We start from the raw sequence: 20,504 nt of genomic DNA, 5'->3' as shown, positions 1-20,504 counted from the left end.
GGGCCATGGCCGTCATCGCAGCAATCTTCCTGCCGCTTCTCGCGGCCTTCATCGCCGGCTTCTTCGGCCGTCGCATCGGTGACCGGGGCTCCCAGCTCGTCACCTGCGGCGCCATGGTGGCGGCGCTGGTCCTGTCGGTCATGCTCTTCATCGACGTGGCCATCAACGGCCATGCCCGTGTGGTGCCCCTGGCCAATTGGGTGGCCAGCGGCGACTTCCACGTCGATTGGGCCCTGCGCGTCGATACCCTGACGGCGGTCATGCTGATCGTGGTCAACGGCGTGTCGACCATGGTCCACATCTACTCCGTCGGCTACATGAGCCATGACCCGGACAAGCCCCGGTTCATGTCCTACCTCAGCCTGTTCACCTTCATGATGCTCATGCTGGTGACCTCGGACAACCTGCTGCAGATGTTCTTCGGCTGGGAGGGCGTCGGTGTCGCCTCCTACCTGCTGATCAACTTCTGGTTCGAGAAGAAGAGCGCCAACGACGCCTCCATGAAGGCGTTCCTGGTGAACCGCGTGGGTGACTTCGGCTTCGCGCTGGGCATCTTCTCGATCTTCATCATCTTCGGCAGCGTCGAATTCGGCACCATCTTCCCGGCCGCCGCCGGCAAGGCGCACGCCACCTTCAACTTCCTGGGCTGGCATGTGTCGGCGCTGGACTGCGCCTGCCTGCTGCTGTTCGTCGGCGCCATGGGCAAGTCGGCCCAGCTGGGTCTGCACACCTGGCTGCCGGACGCCATGGAAGGCCCGACCCCGGTGTCGGCCCTCATCCACGCGGCCACCATGGTCACCGCCGGCGTGTTCATGCTGGCCCGTATGAGCCCGGTGTTCGAATACGCCCCCACCGCGCTGGCCGTGGTGACGGTGCTGGGCGCCCTGACCGCCTTCGTCGCCGCGACGATCGGTATGACCCAGTTCGACATCAAGCGCGTCATCGCCTATTCGACGATGAGCCAGCTGGGCTACATGTTCTTCGCCATCGGCGTGTCGGCCTACCAGGCCGCCGTCTTCCACCTGATGACCCACGCCTTCTTCAAGGCCCTGCTGTTCCTGGGTGCCGGTTCCGTCATCCACGCTATGTCGGGTGAGCAGGACATGCGCAAGATGGGCGGCATCTGGCGGCTCATCCCCTTCACCTACGCGGTGATGTGGATCGGCAACCTGGCCCTGGCCGGTGTCGGCATTCCCGGTGTCTTCGGCTTCGCGGGCTTCTACTCCAAGGACATCATCCTGGAGGCGGCGTACGGCTCCGGCACCGCCGTCGGCCACTTCGCCTACTGGCTGGGCATCGCCGCCGCCTTCATGACCGCCTTCTACTCCTGGCGCCTGCTGATCATGACCTTCCATGGCAAGCCGCGCGCCTCGAAGGAGGTCATGGACCATGTGCATGAAAGCCCGGTGGTCATGACCGGTCCGCTGACCGTGCTGGCCATCGGCGCCCTCATCGCCGGTATCGGCGGCTACGAGTGGTTCGTCGGCCACGAGGCCCGTGCCGAGTTCTGGCGCGGCGCCATCCAGGTGCTGCATGCCCACGACAGCATCCACGCCGCCCATGAGGGGCGGGAGTGGGTGGGTGTCCTGCCGCTGTTCGTCGGCCTGGCCGGTATCGCCCTGGCGTATGTCTGCTACATGTTCGTCCCCGGCATCCCGGCGACCTTCACCAAGGTGGTGAAGCCGCTGCACGTGCTGGTCTTCAACAAGTACTTCTTCGACCAGATTTACGACGTGCTGTTCGTGAAGCCGGCGCGGCTCCTGGGCTTCGGCCTGTGGAAGGCGGGTGACGGCGCCATCATCGACGGGCTGGGCCCCGATGGCGTCGCCAAGACCACCCGCGGCGTGGCCGCCGGCGTCAGCCGTCTGCAATCCGGTTACGTCTACCATTACGCATTCGCCATGGTGATCGGCGTGGTCGCGCTGGTCGGCTGGTTCTACTTCAAGCCCTGAGCAGGACGAGGCATATACGATGGCTGATTGGCCGATCCTGTCGCTGACGACGTTCCTTCCGTCGATTGGCGCCCTACTCATCCTGCTGGTGCGCGGCGAAGAACAGGCCGTGGCGCGGAACGCGAAGGCGCTCGCCCTCGCGACCTCGCTCCTCACCTTCATCGTTTCGCTGTTCATCCTGGTGAAGTTCGACCCCTCCAGCGCCGGCTTCCAGCTGGTGGAGGAACACAGCTGGCTGCCCGCGCTGGGTATCCAATACCTGCGCGGCATCGACGGCGTGTCCGTCTGGTTCGTGCTGGCCTCGACCTTCCTCACGCCCGTCTGCGTGCTGGCCTCCTGGGACAGCGTCGAGAAGCGCGTGAAGGAGTTCATGATGTCGCTCCTGCTGCTGGAGACCATGCTGGTCGGCATGTTCACCGCGCTGGACTTCGTCCTGTTCTACATCTTCTTCGAAGGTGTCCTGCTGCCGATGTTCCTGATGATCGGCGTGTGGGGTGGTCCGGGCCGCATCTACGCCGCCTACAAGTTCTTCATCTACACCTTCATCGGCTCCGTCCTGATGCTGCTGGCCATCATCGCCATGTATCTGCAGGTCGGCACCTTCGACATGCGGGTGATGCTGGACCACACCTTCGATCCGTCGATGCAGAAGATCCTGTGGCTGGCCTTCTTCGCCGCCTTCGCGGTGAAGACCCCGATGTGGCCGTTCCACACCTGGTTGCCCTTCGCCCACGTGGAGGCGCCGACCGCCGGCTCCGTCATGCTGGCCGGCGTCATGCTGAAGATGGGCGGCTACGGTCTGATCCGCGCCAACCTGCAGATGCTGCCCATCGGCTCGGCCACCTACACCAACCTGGTGTTCGTGATGTCGGTCGTGGCCATCATCTACACCTCGCTGGTGGCGCTGGCGCAGACCGACATGAAGAAGATGATCGCCTATTCCTCCGTGGCCCACATGGGTTACGTCAGCATGGGCATCTTCTCCGCCAACGCCCAGGGCCTGGACGGCGCCATGTTCCAGATGCTGTCGCACACCGTGGTGTCGGCGGCCCTCTTCCTCTGCATCGGCGTGGTCTACAACCGCCTGCACACCCGTGAGATCGCGCGCTACGGCGGCATGGCGCACAACATGCCCAAGTACGCCGTGGTGTTCATGCTGTTCATGCTGGCCTCGGTCGGTCTGCCCGGCACCTCGGGTTTCGTGGGTGAGTTCCTGTCCATGCTGGGCGCGTATGAGGCCAACACCTGGGTGGGCCTGTTCGCCTCCACCGGCCTGGTGTTCGGCGCCGCCTACATGCTGCTGCTCTATCGCAAGCTGTTCTACGGCAAGCTGGAGAAGGCCGACGTGATGGCCATGCCCGACCTGAACGCGAAGGAAATCCTGTACTTCGCCCCGCTGGTCGCCATCGTCATCATGATGGGCGTGTACCCCAAGAGCTTCAGCAGCGTGTACGCCGCCTCTCTGGACCACATCCTGTCCCATCATCGTGATGCGCTGGCGGCCGAGGGCTTGACCCCGCCGGTCGCCAACCCGGCCTCCGCCTTCGTTCCGGCCGCCAATGCCGGGACGATGTCGGATGACCATATGGCCGCCCACCCGGCGACCACCGAGACGCCGGGCACCGAGCAGGCCACCGAACCGTCCACCACCGAAACGCCCGCCTCTGAAACTCCTGCCGGGGCACCCGTCCAGGCGGAGCCCAAGGCGGACGCCAACCCCGACGCCGGCCACTGATCCAGCGGGAAACGATCCATGCAACCTGTCCTCACCGATCTGATCCCGGCACTGCCTGAGATCTTCCTGGCCGTGGCGGCGCTGCTGCTGCTGATGCTGGGTGTGTTCAGCGGCAAGAACGGCACCCGCCTGGTCAGCGGCCTGGCCTTGGTGGCGCTGGTGGTGACCGCCGTGCTGCTGTTCCGCCAGGAAGGCTACGACGTGGCCTTCTCCGGCCTTTTCATCACCGATAGCTTCGCCGTCTTCTCCAAGCTGCTGATCCTCCTGGGCACGGGCCTTTCCCTCATCATCGCCCAGAACTTCATCGCCCGGGAGGACATGGACCGGTTCGAGTATCCGGTGCTCATGGTGCTGGCCACGGTCGGCATGATGATGATGGTGTCGGCCAACGACCTCCTGTCGCTGTATGTCGGCCTGGAACTGCAGAGCCTGTCGCTCTACGTCATCGCCGCTTTCCGCCGCGATTCGGCCAAGAGCACCGAGGCGGGCCTGAAGTACTTCGTCCTGGGCGCCCTGTCCTCCGGCATGCTGCTGTACGGCATCAGCATGATCTACGGCTTCGCCGGCACCACCAACTTCATCACCATCGCCCAGGTCCTGCAGGCTGGTCCGGCGTCCCTGGGCGTCATCGTCGGCCTGGTGTTCGTGGCCGCCGGTCTGGCGTTTAAGATTTCCGCCGTACCCTTCCACATGTGGACGCCGGACGTCTATGAGGGCGCGCCCACCCCGGTCTCGGCGTTCTTCGCCGTGGCCCCCAAGGTGGCGGCGATCTGCCTGTTCATCCGCGTGCTGGAAGGTCCCTTCGGGTCCCTGCTGCCGCAGTGGCGCCAGGTGATCGAGTTCTGCGCCGTCGCCTCCATGCTTGTGGGGTCCCTGGCGGCCATCCGCCAGACCAATATCAAGCGTCTGATGGCCTACAGCTCCATCGCCAACATCGGCTATGCCCTGGTTGGCGTCGCCGCCGGCACCGCCGATGGCGTGCAGGCCGTGCTGATCTACATGGCTATTTACCTGGTGATGACCGTCGGCACCTTTGCCATCATCATCGGCATGCGCCAGAAGGGGAAGGCGGTGGAGGAGATCGCCGACCTGGCCGGCCTGTCCAAGACCAGCCCCATGCTGGCCTTGGCCCTGGCCGTGTTCATGTTCTCCATGGCGGGCGTGCCGCCGGCGGCCGGCTTCTTCGGCAAGCTGCTGGTGTTCATGGCCGCGTGGAAGGCGGGCCTGTATCCGCTGTCCATCATCATGGCGCTGACCAGCGGCATCAGCCTCTACTATTACCTGAAGGTCTGTAAGGTTTCCTGGTTCGACGACGTGAAGGAGCCGTTGGACCGTCCGGCCGCCGGCCTGTCCTGGGTCGTCACCGCCACCGCCCTGGTGGTGTTCCCGGTGGCTCTGGTGATCGGCACCCCGGTGCTGAACGGTGCGGCCGCCGCCGCCGCCAGCTTGTTCCATTGAGCGAGCAGGCGCTGATCCCCGGCGCCTTTCCCCACCGTCTGCCGGATTGGATCCGGCCGACGGTGCTGGACCGGTGCGGCAGCACCAATGATGTTGTCAAAGAGATGGCCCGTACTGGCGCGCCGGAAGGCACGCTGGTCCGGGCCATTCGTCAAGAGGCGGGGCGTGGCCGGCGCGGCCGCTCCTGGCTGTCTGACGCGGGCAACCTCGCCTGCACCTTGCTGCTGCGCCCCGGCGGCACGCCCCAGCGGGCGGCCGAGCTGTCCTTCGTCACCGCGCTGGCGGCGGGGGAGGCGGTGGATGGCCTGGTCGCTGCGGCGCCTAAGCTGAAATGGCCCAACGATATCCTGGTGGATGGCGCCAAGATCGCCGGTATCCTGCTGGAGTCCGAGGCTGATATCGACGGCAGCGTCGCCTGGGTGGCCGTCGGCATGGGCCTGAACGTTCGCCACCATCCCGATATGGCCGATTACGCCACCACCTCACTGCTGGCCCAGGGGGCCGACGTGGAGCCGGATCAGGTCATGGCCGCCTATGCCGGTGCCTTTGATCGTTGGTACCGTCGCTGGCAGGAGTTCGGCTTCGCGCCCGTGCGCGCGGCCTGGCTGAACGCCGCGCATGGCCTGGGCGGGCCGGTGACAGTCCGTCTGCATGACCGCAGTTTTGACGGCCGGTTGCTGGACCTGGACGCCGACGGCGCCCTGCTGGTGGAGACGCCGGCCGGCCGGGTGCGGGTCACGGCCGGTGATGTCTTTTTCCCGCACGCCGCTCAGACGACCTCCTGAGACAAGGGCTCCCCCATGCTGCTCGCCATCGACGCCGGCAATACCAACGTGGTCTTCGCCATTTATGAGGGCGACACCCCCCGGGGGCGCTGGCGCATCTCCACCGACAGCCGCCGCACCTCGGATGAGTACGCGGTGTGGCTGACCTCCGCCATGGCGCTGAAGGGCCTGACCGCCCAGGATGTCAACGCCGCCATCCTGTCGTCGGTGGTGCCGGCGGCGACCCCGGACCTGATCCGCCTGTGCAAAGATCATTTCGGATGCGTTCCAATGCGCATCGGTGATCCGACGGTCGACCTGGGTATCGAAATTCGCATCGACAACCCGCGTGAGGCGGGGGCGGATCGCCTGGTCAATGCCGTTGCGGCAACGGAACGATATCCGTCCCCCCTGGTCGTCCTGGACATCGGCACGGGCACCACCTTCGACGTCGTGGACGCCGATGGCGCCTTCGCCGGCGGCATCATCGCCCCCGGGCCCACCCTATCGCTGGATGCCCTGCACCGCGTGGCGGCACAATTGCCCAAGGTGGACATCGCCAAGCCGGACAACGTCATCGGCCGAGGCACGGTGGGGGCCATGCAGTCCGGCATGTATTGGGGCTATACCGCGATGATCGAGGGCCTGCTGCGCCGTATCAAGGCGGAGCTGTCGCCCACCGGGACGCCGCCGGTCACCGTTATCGGCACGGGCGGCATGGTCCGCGTATTCGCGGAGGAGACGGGCATGGTCGATCACATCGACAGCGACCTGACCCTGCGCGGCCTCTTGCTCATTTACCGCCGCAACGCCAAATCAGGGGGCTGACCCCCACAAGTCCCGCCCCTTCCTTCCTTATGTCCCAGTCCTTTTCCCAGGTGTCCATGATCGACGATTTGCTGTCCCCCGATGCCTTGTATTTCCTGCCGTTGGGTGGGTCCGGCGAAATTGGCATGAACCTCAACCTGTACCATCACGCCGGCAAATGGCTGATGGTGGACTTAGGCGTCAGCTTCGGCGATGACGCCGCCCCCGGCGTGGACGTGGTCATGCCGGATCCCGAATTCATCGCCGAGCGGCGGGAGGATCTGGCGGGCCTGGTGCTGACGCACGCGCACGAGGATCATCTGGGTGCCGTGCAGTACCTATGGACGGAACTGCGCTGCCCTGTCTACGCCACCCCCTTCACCGCCGCCGTGCTGCGCGCCAAGCTGCGCGAGACGGAGTTCAGCGGCCTGGTGCAGATCATCGAGGTGCCGCTGTCCGGCCGCTTCCACGTCGGTCCCTTCGATATCGAGCTGATCAGCCTCACCCATTCCATTCCCGAGCCCAACGCCCTTGTCATCCGCACCCCGGGCGGTACGGTACTTCACACCGGCGACTGGAAGCTGGACCCCGATCCCCGCGTGGGTGCGCCGGTGGACGAGGCGGCGCTGATCGCCCTGGGACACCAGGGCGTGACCGCCCTGGTCTGCGACAGCACCAACGCCACGGTGCCCGGCACCTCGGGTTCCGAGGGCACCGTCGCCGTGGGGCTGGAGGAGCTGATCGGCCGCTACCCCGGCCGCCGGGTGGCCGTGGCCTGCTTCGCCACCAACGTCGCCCGCCTGCATTCCATCGCCAAGGCCGCCGCCGCGCATGACCGCCAGGTGGCCCTGGTCGGCCGCAGCCTGCGCCGCATCAACGAGGCCGCGCGGGCGACGGGATATCTCAAGGACTTGCCGCCCTTCGTCACCGAGCATGATGTGGGCTATCTGCCTCGTGAGGCCCAGGTGCTGATCTGCACCGGCAGCCAGGGGGAGCCGCGGGCCGCCCTGGCCCGCATCGCCGAGGGCGATCATCCCGAGATCGACCTGGAGCCGGGCGACGTCGTCATCTTCTCCTCCCGCGAGATTCCAGGCAACGAGAAGGCCATCGCCAAGGTGCAGAATGGCCTGATCCGCCGGGGCATCGAGGTGGTCACGGCCAGCGACGCCGACGTCCATGTCTCCGGCCATCCGGCGCGGGATGAGCTGGCGCAGATGTACCAGTGGGTCCGCCCCTTCCTGTCGGTGCCGGTGCATGGCGAGCAGCGCCATCTGAAGGCGCATGCCGACCTGGCGCTGGAATGCCAGGTGCCGCGCGCCCTGGTGCCGGAGAACGGCGTGGTCATCCGCATCGGCCCCGGTGAGCCGGAGATCATCGGCACCGTGCCCTCGGGCAAGCTGTGCCTGGACGGGCGCCGCCTGGTGCCGCTGGGCGGCACCTTGCTGCGCACGCGCAACCGCATGGTCTTCAACGGCGCCGCCGTGGTCACCCTGGTCATGGAGGACACGGACCTGATCGCTGATCCCAGGCTCAGCGTCATCGGGCTGCTGGATGAGGAGGAGGACGGCGCCTTCATCGAGGGTTTGGTGAAGGGCATCGCGCAGGCGGTGGAAAAGCTGGGCCCGGCGGAGCGGCGCGACGATGTCGCGGTGACGGAGGCCGCGCGCCTGGCCGTGCGGCGCACCTTCCACGCGGCGCAGGGCCGCAAGCCGGTGACCGAGGTGCATCTGGTCCGCGTGTGACCGTAAGCCGCACCGGCGCGGAACAGGACAGGGAAGCGGGGCCCCCTAAAGGCGCCGCCAGAGCGGCCCGGCGGCCCGCGTTTCGGCGCCGATCCGAGGCCGTGGGGGAGGAAGTGTCATGAGTCTGGTCACGCTGGCCGCCATCTATTTCACCCTGTGGTGGGTGGTCCTGTTCGCCGTTTTGCCATTCGGTGTCCGCCGGGACGACAGCCCGTTGAAAGGAAACGATCCCGGCGCGCCGGTATTTCCCGACCTGCGGCGCAAATTCATATGGACGAGCCTCATTTCAGCGGTAATTCTCGGGCTCGTCTGGGCTGTTTTTCATTTTGGCCTCATCAACTATGACCGGCTGTTCGATCCGCCAGGCAACGCGCCGCTTTGACGCGATCGCGCCCTGGTTTGGCGGATCGGCTGTTGGTTGAGCCGGTATGGTCGTTCGGGGAATGCTGATCCAAATCCTGATGGGCTTTTCCGCCCTGCTGATGCTTGCGGCCATCATGCTGTGGCTGTGGCGGCAGACCGTGGAACTGCGGCTGCGCAAGGCCTTGGGCTCGTCCACCGACAAGATGCGCGCCGTTTCCAACGAAAAGACCCAGGTGCTGTCCTTCCTGGAACAGCAGCGCATGGCGCTGGGGGTCAAGCGGGGGGAGGCCGCCAAGATGCGGGCCGCCATTTCCCAGCTGCGCATCGACAACAACGAGATGCGCGTCCGCGACTTCTACGTCCTGCACCAGATCGGCGAACCCTCCAAGGACAAGGAGGAATACGCCTGTAACCTTCTGCCGTCCCCGGCGGTGGATCCCGGGCGCGAACTGCCGGCGCCGTTGCGGGGCATCGACCATCGCTCCAGCATCTGGGCCGAATCGGAAGCCGCCGCCCGCCGTCAGCTGGATATGCACTTTCCGGAAAAGGGTCCGCTGCGACCCGCCGGCTTCCGTCGGGGGGCGTGATGGAACTCGGCTGGCTGATGCTGCTGATGATCGGCCTGCTGGGGGCCCTGTTGTTCCGCCAGTGGCGCGAACTGACGGTCCGCCGGCTGGAGCTGAGCCGACAGCTGGAAAAGCGCGAGGCCCTGGTGGCCCAGTTCCGCCAGGAAATCGATGGCACCTCGGGCGAGCTGGAGCAGATCACCACCACCATCGACACGGTGGATGCCACGCTGCAGGAACTGCGCGAGGAACTGGACGCGCTGGACAAGGAGCGCAAGACCCTGCGCGAGCGCCGGTTGCAGCCCTTGATCCTGCTGGATCGCCAGACGCTTTCAGCCCAGCGCTTCTGGGAGCTGACCATCGCCAATCCCGATTTCGGCGAGACGGCGACGGCCCGCATGGCGCCGACCGAGTATGTCGATGATTGGGTTTCCGGTCGCGTCTACCTGGTGGGGGCCGACACGGCGGAGGACGCGACCAAGCGCGCCACCCAGCGCTTCAGCCCCTCCCTAGGGTATCGGGTGCAGGGGGCGGTCGCGTTCCGCCGGCGCTGAGGCCGGCACCAGAAAGCCTGATGCCGGCCTTTGCCGATACGGCGACGGGTCGGCCCGCTTAGCGCCAATGACCCTCAACCCACAGGTGACGGCCGTCGGGGCCCGTGCGCCAGTGGCCGGGCACCCAATGGGCGCGGGGATGCGGCGGGGCGGCGTAGTGCCCCTCCACCCAATCCCAACGGTCATGCCAGGCCCAGTGGCCGCCCACCCAGACATGGCCCGGCTCCGGCGGTGGGGGAATCACTTCCTGGCGCGGCGGCGGCGGCGCCTCGCGCACCCACAGGTCGATGCCGACCTGGGCTGCGGCGGGGGGGGCGCTGACGATGGTCAGGCCGCCGGCCATGGCCACGGCCAACGCCGCGGCGCCAACGGTGGCGCGGGCGGACTTCATGATGGCATTCATCGGGTCACCTCGTGGTTGGTGGGCCAATTGTCATTGGCGCCACCAGTGCTACGAAGGATGACGACGGATCCCGTCATGCATTCGTCCGGTAATCGCCATGCGTTTGGCCCTCACCGGCAATAAGCGCAAGGATAGATGGCGGAATGGTGGCGAAGTTGGTGCCCTATTTGGCCATCATCCCTGCCAATACTCATATCCAATGAGGACGCCCATTAGGGCTTACGGCGTAAGATCGCGATTACTGGCGTTTTTGTCATGATCCCAGCAGTGTGAGTTGCTGTGCTCCCTGGATCAGCATCAGGATTCCCATCACCGCCACCCCGCCCAGGCAGCCCAGGATGATGGCATAGCCGCCATAGAAGAAGGGGTGGGGTGGGCGGCCGTTACGGATCATCTGGCGGGCCAGCAGGAAGAACATCCAAATGCCGGAGCAGGATGCGCCCACCCCGAAAACCAGGCGCAGCACCAGCACGACGGCCATGGTGCCGCCGATCAGGCCGGCGGCCACGCTGATGGCGATCAAGGTGACGAAAAAGGCCAGGACGTTGCGAAGCAGGCGGCGGCGGGCGGCGGGGGACAGGGTCGGGGTCATGGGACGGGGTAGCACTCGATTTCCAGGGGAGGGCGGGGGATTCCGGTTTCCTCCCGCCGCGTCCCCTTCTAGCATTCGCCGCCACCGTCCTCCTACCCCCGTCCTCCCACTCGTTGCCACGCCTTAGCCGGGAATCACGCCATATGTCGGGATATTGCGCCATCGCGCCGGGCCACCCCTTCCATGGCCCCTATCATGACCGGGAACACGGCCACCCGACCACGGACGAGGCCGTGTTGTTCGAGCGGCTGATGCTGGAGGTCAACCAGGCGGGTCTGTCCTGGCTGGTGGTCTTGCGCAAGCGCGCGGCCTTCAACGCGGCCTTTCACGGCTTCAACGTGGATGCCGTGGCCGCCATGACGCCGGAGGATGTCGAGCGCCTGATGCAGGACGCCGGCATCGTGCGCAACCGGTTGAAGATCGAGGCCGCCCTGCACAACGCCCGCGTCATCCAGGGGCTCCGCGCCAGCCATGGCGGCTTCGCCCAGTGGCTGGCCGCCCACCACCCGCTGACCAAGGCGGACTGGGTCAAGCTGTTCCGCCGCACCTTCCGCTTCACCGGCGGGGAGATCGTGGGCGAGTTCCTCATGAGCATCGGCTATCTGCCCCTGGCCCACGCGCCGGACTGCCCGGTGGACCAGGAACTGGCCGGGCTGGGCCAGCCCTGGCGTGAAGCCGTGGCGGCTGGGTTCGTCTACTGATCACCCCGCCGCGCGGAAGGCGGCCACCAGCGTGGCCAGCGCCGCCCGGCTGCGCCGGTCGCTGACGGCGGAGCGCAGCACCACGGCGGCGCTGGGCAGGACCGGCAATCCATAACGCTCCCCCACGTCGACGGCGCCCAGGGGGGCCGCGCGGGGGGCCAGGGCGGCCACGCCCAGCCCGGCCAGCACCGCCGCCCCCACGGCGGCCACACCACCACCCACGAACACCTCGGCCCAGGGGATGCCGGCGGCGTCCAACGCCCGCAGGGCGTGGCCGCGCACGCCGCAGGGTGCCGACAGCGTGGCGATGGGCAGGGGGGCCGCCACGGGCGGCTCCCACCCCGGGGCCGCGAACCAGCACAGCGGGTCGGTGAACAGCAGCTCCCCCGCCTCGGCGGGCGGGTCCGATTGCCGGCCGTCCAGGGGCGGTTCCAGGCGCAGGATGGCGGCGTCCAATTCCCCTTGTTCCAGCAGGCCGCCCAAGTGGCGGGACGCGGCGATGCGCACCTCCATCACCAGGGTGGGATCGCGGCCTTGCAGGCGGGCCAGCAACTCCGGCAGGTCGCGGCCGGCCACATGGTCGCTGATTCCGATGACCAGGCGGTGCGGTGCCTGCTCCAGGCCGGCCAGCGCCTGGTCGTGCGCCGCCAGCAACCGCCGCGCGGGGTCCAGGAAGGCGGCGCCCTGGGACGATAGGCGCACCTGGCGGGGCGTGCGCTCCAGCAGGCGGTGGCCCAGCCTGTCCTCCAGCCGTTTCAGCTTCAGGCTTATGGCGGACTGCGTGGTGCCCATGGCCTCCGCCGCGCGGGTGAAGCTGCGCAGCGTGGCCACCAGCACGAAGGCGTGCACGGCGTCCAGGTCCAAGGGGCGGAAAGGGGTGGCGGCGGCGATGGTCATCGAGATTTCAATCTGAAATCAATTTGTGACCAAGGATTTTATTTGGAAATGACCGGCAGATCCATCCTGCGGCGTCGTGTCCATCGCTGGTTTCGCCGTTGGCCTCCGTATAACCAGGGCGGTGCCGGGTTGGGCGTCGCCGCATGCTTTAGGGCCGGACGCTGACGCCGTTCGGTTCGCCACCCCTATACCGGCCACCCGATGCTGCATCACAAGAAGGTCGCCGTCGTCCTGCCCGCCTACAATGCGGAGCGGACCTTGCGGCAAACGTTCGACGAAATCCCCAAGGATATCGTCGACGACATCATCCTGACCGATGACGCCAGTTCCGACGCCACCGTGCGGCTGGCGCGCGAATTGGGCATCCATACGCTACGGCATGACCGCAACCGCGGCTATGGCGGTAACCAGAAGACCTGTTACCAGGCGGCGCTGGCGCGGGGGGCGGACATCGTCATCATGCTGCACCCCGACTACCAGTACACGCCCAAGCTGGTGACGGCCATGGCGTCCATGATCGCGTCGACGGAATATGACGTGGTGCTGGCGTCCCGCATCCTGGGGAAGGGCGCCCTGGCGGGCGGCATGCCCCTTTACAAATACGTGGCCAACCGAGCCCTGACGTGGGCGGAGAACTGGCTGGTAGGCCAGAAGCTGTCGGAGTACCACACCGGCTATCGGGCCTGGAGCCGGGAGGCGCTGGTCCGCCTGCCGCTGCTGCGCTGTTCCGACGATTTCGTCTTCGACAACCAGATGCTGGTTCAGGCCATCGCCCAGGGCCTGAAGATCGGGGAGATTTCCTGCCCCACCAAGTACTTTCCCGAGGCGTCCAGCATCAACCTGCGGCGCAGCATCGTCTATGGCTTGGGCGTCCTGCGCACGGCGCTGGCGTATCGCCTTCACCGCATGGCCGTCGTGGCCAGCCCCCTGTTCGCCAAGGCGGACGATGGCCGCCTGCCGGCGGGTGAACCCCGGTGCGGGTGACGGGCCTGTCGTCGCGCCGCGGCCTGACGCTGGCGGCCGCGGGCCTGCCGCTGCTGGCCGTGGCGGGGGCCCTGCTGGCCACTCGGACGGACCTGCTGCCCCCGCTGGCGGCCCTGCCCGGCGTGATGCGCCCGGCCGGCGTGGCCGGTTGGCTGGGCCTGCTGCTGCTCCAGGTTCTGGTGGCGGCCAGCGGCGTGCTGCCGGCGGCGTTGATCGGCCTGGCCGCCGGTGCCGCCTACGGCGTGGCGCTGGGCTTCCCCTTGGCGGCGCTCAGCCTGATGGCGGGGGCCTTGCTGACCTTCATGCTCAGCCGGTCCCTGTTCCGTCCCTGGGTGGCGCGGCTGCTGCCGGGGCGGCCCCGGCTGGCGGCCTTGGATGGCCTGGTCGCGGGGGACGGTTGGCGCCTGGTCTGCCTGTTGCGGCTGTCGCCGGTCATGCCCTTCGCCGTGACCAGTTACGCGCTGGGTCTGTCCTCCATCACCCCGGGGGCCTATCTGGCCGGCACCCTGGCCTCGCTGCCGGCGTTGCTGGGCTATGTCGTGGCCGGCCAGGTCGCGGACACGCTGCTGCGCGACTGGGGGACGGGGGCCGCCCCGTGGCGCTTGGCCCTGCTGGTCGTTGGCGGGGGCGCCACCATTCTTGCCACTTTGCGTCTGGGCCGCCTGCTGCGTCGCGCCGGCCTTCTGGGCGGTATGCCCGCCGAACAGGATCATGCCGGTGCCTAAGATCACGTCCCGCCTTTTGCCGGTGCTGCTGTTCCTGGCGGTGGCGCTGCCCACCTGCCTGGTGTTCGCTTTCCGGGTGCCGCCTGGGCAGGTCGCCGATGAACCAGGGCACATCGCCCGCGCGGACAGCCTGGCCTCGGGCCAGCTTGCCGGCCGCCGGGGGCCGCAACCGCAGCCCGACGGCACCACCGCCATCGTCGCCGGCGTCATGGCGGACCCCGCCTACATGCAGGTGGCCACCATGGTATCCCCGCATACCCAGGTGATCGACCCGTCACGCCTGGCCTGGGCCCGCGCGCTGGGGTGGCAGGGGCCGCGCGTCTTCGTCGGCCTCAACACCATCGCCACCTACATGCCGGTGTTCTATCTGCCGGCGGTGGCGGGCATGCAGGTCGCTCGCATCCTGGGGGCTGGGCCGTTCGACGCCATCCTGGCCGGGCGCTTGGCCAATGTCGCGGCCTTTCTGGTGCTGGCCGGCACCGCCCTGACCGTGGCCCGCCGGGGCCGGGGCTTGCTGTTCTGCATGCTGGCGGTGCCCATGACCCTGTCGCTGGCCGCCTCCTTCAACCAGGATTGTCTGATCATCGCCGCCGTGGCCCTGGCCGCCGCCCTGGTGACGCGGGGGGAGGGGGCGGCGAACCCGGCGGCGACCACGCCCTACCGCTTGGCCGCCTTGCTGCTGGCCATGGTCATCGCCGTGAAGCCGCCCTACCTGCCGCTGGTGGCGCTGTTGCTGCTGCCCCTGCCGGTGTCCTGGCGGGCGCTGGGGCAGGCGCTGGGGACGCCGCCGGCCCGCGGGCCCCTGCTGCGGCGTCTGGCCCTGGCGGGCCTGGCGCTGCTGCCCATGGTGGCGTGGGGCCTGCTGGTGCAGCGGGGCTTGGCCACGGCCATTCCCCGGCCCGCTTACGAGGCCGGGCTGATCTGGCCCGGCCCGCGCCCGGCCGTCTTCCATGGAACCGACGCGACGGCCCAAATCCAGGTTCTGCTGGCGGCGCCGTGGCGCGTGGTGACGCTGGTTTGGAACACCTTGCGCATCCCCCGCCACTTCACCGGCCTGTTTTTCGAGAGCATCGCCATGCTCGGTTGGCTGGATCTGCGTTTGCCCAAGGCGGTGTACGCGGCCTGGACCCTGGCCCTGGCCGTCGCGGCATGGCTGGACATGCGGCTGGACAGGGGGGGGCGGCCGGCGCTGTGCGCCGCTTGGGGCCGCGTGCGCTGGACGGAGGTGGCGTTGCTGGCCCTGGCCGCCGGCGTGGCGGTGGAAGGGATCTTCCTGTCCCAGAACCTCACTTGGACCAACGTCGGCTGGCCCACGGTCGATGGCCCGCAGGGGCGCTATTTCCTGCCCCTGTTCCCGCTGTTCATCCTGGCCCTGCCGCGTCCCCCGGCCGCGACGGCGGGGCGGCCGCCCCGCCTGCTGGGCTTGGCGCCCACGGCGGCGGCGTTGCTGACGCTGGCGTTGCTGCCCGCGGCATTGGCGGCTGCCTATTATCCGGGCTGAGGTCGGTCACGGCTTGCTCTTGCCGTAAAATTGATCATCGGTGGGGCGCGGAAGAGGTATCGCCGCCCCCTGTGCCCCCTCGTTGGCGGAGGGGGGGCGAGAAACGGCTCGGCCGTTTCGCCTAGTCAGGGCGCGGGCCTTCTGCGCCGCAGCATCAAATCGGAATGATTCGGGAGTGATTCTATTGCGGTGCGGAGCGATTCCGCAGGGCGGCAACAGCAGGATCGCTCAATAAAAGGGCAATTTGCCGGCTATATTGTAATCAATTGAACACCGATTGTGCAAAAGCACAGAAAAAGCACAAAAAGAAAGGCCAGCCCTGTGTTAGGGCTTGCCTTTCGGAAACTCGGCGTAGCATTATCCAAGCGTTGGAGGGTACATCCCCCTCTAACATTGAGTCGCTTGGTGGCGATTCCTCCCTAAACTCAAGGCCGCGCCGCGCTTCAGCGAGCGCGGTCTTTTTTATGCCCTTGTGTTTACGAGGGCGGAGTATAGGGAGACGAAACCATTCCGTCATCTGTTTTTTGATCATTTTCAAGGCACGATGCCTCAAAGGCGGCCTTTTGGGTCAAAAACGACGCCCAATCATAAATTTTACTCAACGAAAGACCGGGAATTATCTTGGTTGATCAAGGTCCTGGCATTTAAGCCAGGGCGAAGCGCAGCACAAAGAGTGCTGCCAGAATGGGCAGTGCGATCCCCAGCTCGCGGCCCTTTCCGGTCAGCAGCTTGATGGCGCAATGGGCGATCAGCCCAAAGGCGATGCCGTCGGCGATGGAAAAGGTAAAGGGCATGGCCAGGGCCGTGATCACCGCCGGAACCGAGTCGGTGACATCATCCCACGCGATTTCCGCCAGGCCGCGCACCATCAGGCAGGCGACGTAGAACAGGGCCGGGGCCGTGGCGTAGCCGGGAATGGCGGCCGCCAGGGGCGACAGGAACAGGGCCGCCAGGAACAGCAGGCCGACCACGACGGCGGTCAGGCCGGTGCGCCCGCCGGCGAAGGTGCCGGCCGCGCTCTCGATATAGGCGGTGACGGTGGACGTGCCCAAGGCCGCGCCGGCGGTGGTGGCCAGGCTGTCGGCCAGCAGGGCGCGCTTCAGCCGGGGCAGGCGGCCTTGGCCGTCCAGCAGCCCGGCGCGGTGCGACACGCCCACCAGCGTGCCGGCGGTGTCGAACAGGTCGACGAACAGGAAGGCGAAGATGATGGCGGTCAGCCCCATCTTGAAGGCGCCGGCGACATCCATCTGCAGCAGCGTGGGGGCCGGGTTGGGCGGCAGGGAGATGGGGCTGGCGATCATGGGCGTGACGCCCAGGGCCATGCCGGCCAGGGCCGTGCCGACGATGGCGATGACCACGGCACCGGTGACGCCGCGTGCCACCAGCACCACCAGGGCCAGGAACCCGGCGCAGGCCAGCAGGGCCTGCGGCTTGCCCAGCGGTCCCAGCGTCACCATGGTGGCGGGATGGGCGGCCACGATGCCGGCGTTCTGCAGGGCAATCAGGCCCAGGAACAGGCCGATGCCGGCGGAAATGGCATGCTTCAGGCCCGTCGGGATGGCGTTGACGATGGCCTCGCGCACCGGCAGCAGGCTCAGGATTGTGAAACCAACACCCGACAGGAACACTGCCCCCAGCGCCACCGGCCAGGGGTAGCCCATGCCGCCCACCACCGAATAGGCGAAATAGGCGTTCAGGCCCATGCCCGGGGCCAGGGCGATGGGATAGTTGGCGTACAGCCCCATGATGAAGCAGCCCAGGGCGGAGGCCAGGCAGGTGGCCACGAACACGGCCCCGGGGTCCATGCCGGCCTTGCCCAGCACCTGGGGGTTCACGAAGATGATGTAGGCCATGGTCAGGAAGGTGGTGACACCGGCCAGGATCTCTGTCCGGACGGTGGTGCCGTGCGGCGTCAGCCCGAAAAAACGATCAAGCAAAGGAAGCCCCCGGGGTTATTCTTGGAAAAGCGCGCCGAGACCCATGGTTGGCGCGCGGGCCCCTGCCAAGCAAGGACAATGCCGATGCGGCGGATCGCGGTTGTGATGGGCGGGCTGCTGGCGCTGGCGGCCATGGATGCCGCCCAGGCCCAGGGCGGGGCGCCGAAGGCGGGACCCGCCGCCCCCTCGGCGCCCGGCCCGACCATCGCCGTCGACCCCGCCGCCTGCCAATGGGCGGTACGCCACCAGCCGGCTCCCGACGTCGCCTATCAGCCCGGCGTGGATGTGGATGGCAACCCGGTGGCGCCGGCCGACCTGGACGGTGGCCCCCGCCCGCAGGCGCCCCAGCGCATCGAGATTCCTCTGACCGCCCGCCTCGCCCGCGCCTTGCCGCGCCCCACGGGCACCACCCGCCCCCGGGCCGATGCTTATTTGGGGCTGCTGACGGTGGAGGGTGACCAAGTGCTGTTCAACGGCCAGCCGCTGACCGACCCGGCGGAAGACGAGCTGGCGGCCCTGTGCCGGGAGCAGGGCCTGGCGGGACGGTGACGGCCGGCGTCCGGCTTTGGATCGGCCTGTAACCATTCCGTTACAGGCCGGTTCTTTTGCCCCGTTCGTGGTGCGGCTAGTCTTCTGCCCACCAAATCAAGAATGGGGACCCCATGTTCAATCGTCGCGCCTTCCTGGCCGCCAGCGCCGCCTCCGTCGCCCTGGCCACGGTTCGTCCCGGCCTCGCTGCCGACAAGGCTCCGGGGGGTGGGGATGCCGCCGCCAGCCTGAACCAATTGCTGGACACCTTCTTCCAGGAGGATCTGCGGCGCAGCCCCGAGGGCGCCACCCTGGCGGGTATGGACACCGGCAAGCTGGCGGGCCTGCGCGCCAAGCTGGATGACCGCAGCCCTGCGGGTCGCAAGGCCGATGCCGCCGCCGCGGAAAGCCAGCTGCGCCGCCTGCGCGCCCTGGACCGCAAGGCGCTGACCGGCATCGATGCCGTGAACTACGACAGCGTGGACTATGTCCTGGCCGACGCGGTGGAGAGCAACCGGAAATTTCCCTTCGGCTCCGGCGGGTCACCCTATGAGCTGTGTCAGCTGCAGGGTTCTTACCAGTCCATCCCTAACTTCCTGGACGTGCACCACCCCATCGAGGGTAAGGCCGACGCCGACGCCTACCTGGCGCGGCTGGAGGCGTTCGCCGGCACGCTGGATACCGAGACGGCGCAGTTCCGGCAGGACGCCGCCCACGGCATCCTGGCCGCCGACTTCATGCTGGACACCACCTTGACGCAGTTGCGGGCGCTTCGGGTGGAGGCGGGCGCGTCCGGCCTGGTGTCGTCCGTGGCTCGGCGGGCGAAGGAGAAGGGGCTGGGCGACGCCTATGGCGCCCAGGCCGCCAAGATCTACACCGACAAGGTGGGGCCGGCGCTGGACCGGCAGATCGCGGCGGTGGCAGCCGCCCGCAAGACGGCCACGCACGACGCCGGCGTCTGGCACATCAAGGATGGCGAGGCCTGGTACGCCCAGGGCCTGAAGTCCAGCACCACCACCACCCTGTCCCCGGATGAGGTGCACCAGATCGGCCTGGACCAGGCCAAGGAGATCGGCGCGCGGCTGGAGACCTTGCTGGCGGCCCAGGGCCTGACCCAGGGCACGGTGGCGGAGCGCATCAAGGCGCTGCGCGCCCGCCCCGACAGCACCTATCCCAACACCGACGCCGGCAAGGCCCAGCTGATCGCCGACCTGCAGGTGAAGCTGGACGAGATGGCTGGGCGCCTGCCGCGCATTTTCCGCGACATTCCCAAGGCCAAGGCCCGCGTGCAGCGCGTGCCGCCGGCCGTCGAGACCGGCGCGCCGCTGGCCTATTACGAATCCCCGCCGCTGGAGGGGGAGCGGGTGGGCACCATCTATTTCAACCTGCACGACACGGCCGAATGGCCCAAATGGTCGCTGCCCACCACCGTCTATCATGAGGGCATTCCCGGCCATCACCTGCAGGGCTGCATCGCGCAGGAAACCAAGGGCATCCCGCTCTATCGCGCCAACATGTTCTTCTCGGGCTATGGCGAGGGCTGGGCGCTGTATGCCGAGCAGTTGGCCGATGAGCTGGGCATGTACGATGCGGACCCGCTGGGCCGCATCGGCTTCCTCAAGTTCCTGCTGTTCCGGGCTGGTCGCTGCGTCATCGATACCGGCATGCACCACAAGCGCTGGAGCCGGGAGCAGGCCGTCAAATACATGGTGGACCTGACCGGCGACACCGAAAGCGCCATGACGCGCGAAACCGATCGCTATTGCGCCTGGCCGGGGCAGGCGTGCAGCTACAAGATCGGCCACACGCTGTGGAACCGGCTGCGCGACCAGGCGCGGACGGCGCTGGGCGACAAGTTCGACATCAAGGACTTCCACCAGGTGGGCCTGAACTCCGGCGCCGTGCCGCTGGATGTGCTGCAAACCATGGTGGGGGACTACATCGCCCGCGTCCAGAGAGGCTGAGCCGGTTCCCGGGCCCGGACCGTCGTGTCCGGGCCCGGATGCGCCGGGCGGTGGCGGCCCCGTTTTATCCCAGCGGCACGAGAGAGTGACTCGTGCCGCTGTAGGCTCCGACGGGGAGGCCGCCGGAGCGAGCACCGCCCGGTTAGTGTAAAGGGGGCGCAGCGAGGACAAGCCTAGGCGGACGGATGTCCGCCGCCCGGCGCTTGAGGGCGCATTTGATACCAGGTAGCGATGACCCTGACCTATTGTCAGGGTCATCGCCCTCAATCGCCGGCGCGGCCATCCGTCCGCTTGGCTTCCGCGCCTTACGGCGTGCGGCGGCAGTCGCCGC

Annotated in this window: 19 protein-coding genes; 15 read left to right on the top strand and 4 right to left on the bottom strand. The window is 67.7% G+C overall.

Annotated elements, in window-relative coordinates; all coding sequences use genetic code 11:
- Nucleotides 1-5: 5 nt before the first annotated feature.
- The 9 genes from nuoL (at nt 6) to FBZ90_RS11475 (ending at nt 9,941) form a co-directional block, all read left to right on the top strand.
- The gene (nuoL, locus tag FBZ90_RS11515; protein WP_145732222.1) at nt 6-1,952 is read left to right on the top strand and encodes an NADH-quinone oxidoreductase subunit L; all 1,947 of its coding nucleotides are present in this window, start codon (nt 6-8) and stop codon (nt 1,950-1,952) included.
- Nucleotides 1,953-1,971: 19 nt separating this feature from the next.
- A complete protein-coding gene (locus FBZ90_RS11510; protein ID WP_145732220.1) occupies nt 1,972-3,687 on the top strand; it encodes an NADH-quinone oxidoreductase subunit M in 1,716 nt (571 codons plus the stop codon).
- Between the two features lie 18 nt (nt 3,688-3,705).
- Nucleotides 3,706-5,145, top strand: a complete 1,440-nt coding sequence (nuoN, locus tag FBZ90_RS11505; protein ID WP_145732218.1) for an NADH-quinone oxidoreductase subunit NuoN — start codon at nt 3,706-3,708, stop codon at nt 5,143-5,145.
- Entirely contained in the window at nt 5,142-5,930 is a 789-nt protein-coding gene (locus FBZ90_RS11500) for a biotin--[acetyl-CoA-carboxylase] ligase (RefSeq protein ID WP_246130342.1), read from the top strand. Before nuoN ends, FBZ90_RS11500 begins: the two co-directional genes overlap by 4 nt.
- Before the next feature lie 15 nt (nt 5,931-5,945).
- A complete protein-coding gene (locus FBZ90_RS11495) occupies nt 5,946-6,737 on the top strand; it encodes a type III pantothenate kinase (RefSeq protein ID WP_145732216.1) in 792 nt (263 codons plus the stop codon).
- Between the two features lie 56 nt (nt 6,738-6,793).
- Nucleotides 6,794-8,458, top strand: coding sequence for a ribonuclease J (locus FBZ90_RS11490; protein WP_246130336.1), 1,665 nt, complete (start codon nt 6,794-6,796; stop codon nt 8,456-8,458).
- Between the two features lie 118 nt (nt 8,459-8,576).
- Nucleotides 8,577-8,840: a DUF1467 family protein gene (locus FBZ90_RS11485; protein WP_145732214.1), complete on the top strand. Its 264-nt coding sequence runs from the start codon at nt 8,577-8,579 to the stop codon at nt 8,838-8,840.
- A 61-nt stretch (nt 8,841-8,901) separates the two neighbouring features.
- Nucleotides 8,902-9,408, top strand: coding sequence for a hypothetical protein (locus tag FBZ90_RS11480; protein ID WP_145732212.1), 507 nt, complete (start codon nt 8,902-8,904; stop codon nt 9,406-9,408).
- Entirely contained in the window at nt 9,408-9,941 is a 534-nt protein-coding gene (locus FBZ90_RS11475; protein ID WP_145732210.1) for a hypothetical protein, read from the top strand. The genes FBZ90_RS11480 and FBZ90_RS11475 overlap by 1 nt, the downstream gene beginning before the upstream one ends.
- 58 nt (nt 9,942-9,999) lie before the next feature.
- Here FBZ90_RS11475 and FBZ90_RS11470 read toward each other — a convergent pair whose 3' ends face one another.
- Together FBZ90_RS11470 and FBZ90_RS11465 are read right to left on the bottom strand one after the other, a co-directional pair.
- Nucleotides 10,000-10,332 (bottom strand): YXWGXW repeat-containing protein, encoded by a 333-nt coding sequence (locus FBZ90_RS11470; RefSeq protein WP_145732208.1) that lies wholly within the window; start codon nt 10,330-10,332, stop codon nt 10,000-10,002.
- A gap of 265 nt (nt 10,333-10,597) precedes the next feature.
- Nucleotides 10,598-10,936 (bottom strand): hypothetical protein, encoded by a 339-nt coding sequence (locus tag FBZ90_RS11465; RefSeq protein ID WP_145732206.1) that lies wholly within the window; start codon nt 10,934-10,936, stop codon nt 10,598-10,600.
- A gap of 143 nt (nt 10,937-11,079) precedes the next feature.
- Here FBZ90_RS11465 and FBZ90_RS11460 point away from each other — a divergent pair, with 143 nt between their 5' ends.
- Nucleotides 11,080-11,637, top strand: coding sequence for a DNA-3-methyladenine glycosylase I (locus FBZ90_RS11460; protein WP_145732204.1), 558 nt, complete (start codon nt 11,080-11,082; stop codon nt 11,635-11,637).
- Here the strand turns inward: FBZ90_RS11460 and FBZ90_RS11455 are convergent, their stop codons facing one another.
- Complete coding sequence (locus FBZ90_RS11455; protein ID WP_145732202.1) at nt 11,638-12,534, bottom strand: LysR family transcriptional regulator; 897 nt, start codon at nt 12,532-12,534, stop codon at nt 11,638-11,640.
- Nucleotides 12,535-12,735: 201 nt separating this feature from the next.
- On the opposite strand from FBZ90_RS11455, the gene FBZ90_RS11450 reads away from it, so the two are divergent.
- From FBZ90_RS11450 to FBZ90_RS11440, 3 genes are read left to right on the top strand one after another with little or no spacing between them, the layout of a single operon-like run.
- The gene (locus FBZ90_RS11450) at nt 12,736-13,518 is read left to right on the top strand and encodes a glycosyltransferase family 2 protein (protein ID WP_145732200.1); all 783 of its coding nucleotides are present in this window, start codon (nt 12,736-12,738) and stop codon (nt 13,516-13,518) included.
- Nucleotides 13,509-14,243 carry a TVP38/TMEM64 family protein gene (locus tag FBZ90_RS11445; protein ID WP_145732198.1) on the top strand — a complete coding sequence of 245 codons (735 nt, stop codon included), beginning with the start codon at nt 13,509-13,511 and terminating at the stop codon, nt 14,241-14,243. Before FBZ90_RS11450 ends, FBZ90_RS11445 begins: the two co-directional genes overlap by 10 nt.
- On the top strand, nt 14,236-15,744 hold the full coding sequence (locus FBZ90_RS11440) for a DUF2142 domain-containing protein (RefSeq protein ID WP_186455750.1): 1,509 nt from the start codon (nt 14,236-14,238) through the stop codon (nt 15,742-15,744). Before FBZ90_RS11445 ends, FBZ90_RS11440 begins: the two co-directional genes overlap by 8 nt.
- Nucleotides 15,745-16,388: 644 nt before the next feature.
- On the opposite strand, the gene FBZ90_RS11435 is transcribed toward FBZ90_RS11440, so the two are convergent.
- Nucleotides 16,389-17,681, bottom strand: coding sequence for an NCS2 family permease (locus FBZ90_RS11435; RefSeq protein WP_145732193.1), 1,293 nt, complete (start codon nt 17,679-17,681; stop codon nt 16,389-16,391).
- Nucleotides 17,682-17,765: 84 nt separating this feature from the next.
- Between FBZ90_RS11435 and FBZ90_RS11430 the strand changes: the two genes are divergently transcribed.
- Both FBZ90_RS11430 and FBZ90_RS11425 read left to right on the top strand, forming a co-directional pair.
- Nucleotides 17,766-18,230, top strand: coding sequence for a hypothetical protein (locus FBZ90_RS11430; protein WP_145732191.1), 465 nt, complete (start codon nt 17,766-17,768; stop codon nt 18,228-18,230).
- A 113-nt stretch (nt 18,231-18,343) separates the two neighbouring features.
- Nucleotides 18,344-20,173, top strand: a complete 1,830-nt coding sequence (locus FBZ90_RS11425) for a DUF885 domain-containing protein (RefSeq protein WP_145732189.1) — start codon at nt 18,344-18,346, stop codon at nt 20,171-20,173.
- Nucleotides 20,174-20,504: the final 331 nt, after the last annotated feature.

Origin of the sequence: Nitrospirillum pindoramense, from assembly GCF_007827955.1 — a bacterium.
Taxonomy (GTDB): domain Bacteria; phylum Pseudomonadota; class Alphaproteobacteria; order Azospirillales; family Azospirillaceae; genus Nitrospirillum; species Nitrospirillum amazonense_B.
Note: the sequence above shows the minus strand (reverse complement) of the source record. Positions and strands in the feature narration are given on the sequence as shown.

Bases quoted from the DNA above. Each gene is read 5' to 3' on its own strand.
- nuoL (WP_145732222.1), top strand. From the start codon at position 6: ATGGCCGTCATCGCAGCAATCTTCCTGCCGCTTCTCGCGGCCTTCATC.
- FBZ90_RS11510 (WP_145732220.1), top strand. From the start codon at position 1,972: ATGGCTGATTGGCCGATCCTGTCGCTGACGACGTTCCTTCCGTCGATT.
- nuoN (WP_145732218.1), top strand. From the start codon at position 3,706: ATGCAACCTGTCCTCACCGATCTGATCCCGGCACTGCCTGAGATCTTC.
- FBZ90_RS11495 (WP_145732216.1), top strand. From the start codon at position 5,946: ATGCTGCTCGCCATCGACGCCGGCAATACCAACGTGGTCTTCGCCATT.
- FBZ90_RS11490 (WP_246130336.1), top strand. From the start codon at position 6,794: ATGATCGACGATTTGCTGTCCCCCGATGCCTTGTATTTCCTGCCGTTG.
- FBZ90_RS11485 (WP_145732214.1), top strand. From the start codon at position 8,577: ATGAGTCTGGTCACGCTGGCCGCCATCTATTTCACCCTGTGGTGGGTG.
- FBZ90_RS11480 (WP_145732212.1), top strand. From the start codon at position 8,902: ATGCTGATCCAAATCCTGATGGGCTTTTCCGCCCTGCTGATGCTTGCG.
- FBZ90_RS11475 (WP_145732210.1), top strand. From the start codon at position 9,408: ATGGAACTCGGCTGGCTGATGCTGCTGATGATCGGCCTGCTGGGGGCC.
- FBZ90_RS11470 (WP_145732208.1), bottom strand. From the start codon at position 10,332: ATGAAGTCCGCCCGCGCCACCGTTGGCGCCGCGGCGTTGGCCGTGGCC.
- FBZ90_RS11465 (WP_145732206.1), bottom strand. From the start codon at position 10,936: ATGACCCCGACCCTGTCCCCCGCCGCCCGCCGCCGCCTGCTTCGCAAC.
- FBZ90_RS11460 (WP_145732204.1), top strand. From the start codon at position 11,080: ATGTCGGGATATTGCGCCATCGCGCCGGGCCACCCCTTCCATGGCCCC.
- FBZ90_RS11455 (WP_145732202.1), bottom strand. From the start codon at position 12,534: ATGACCATCGCCGCCGCCACCCCTTTCCGCCCCTTGGACCTGGACGCC.
- FBZ90_RS11450 (WP_145732200.1), top strand. From the start codon at position 12,736: ATGCTGCATCACAAGAAGGTCGCCGTCGTCCTGCCCGCCTACAATGCG.
- FBZ90_RS11430 (WP_145732191.1), top strand. From the start codon at position 17,766: ATGCGGCGGATCGCGGTTGTGATGGGCGGGCTGCTGGCGCTGGCGGCC.
- FBZ90_RS11425 (WP_145732189.1), top strand. From the start codon at position 18,344: ATGTTCAATCGTCGCGCCTTCCTGGCCGCCAGCGCCGCCTCCGTCGCC.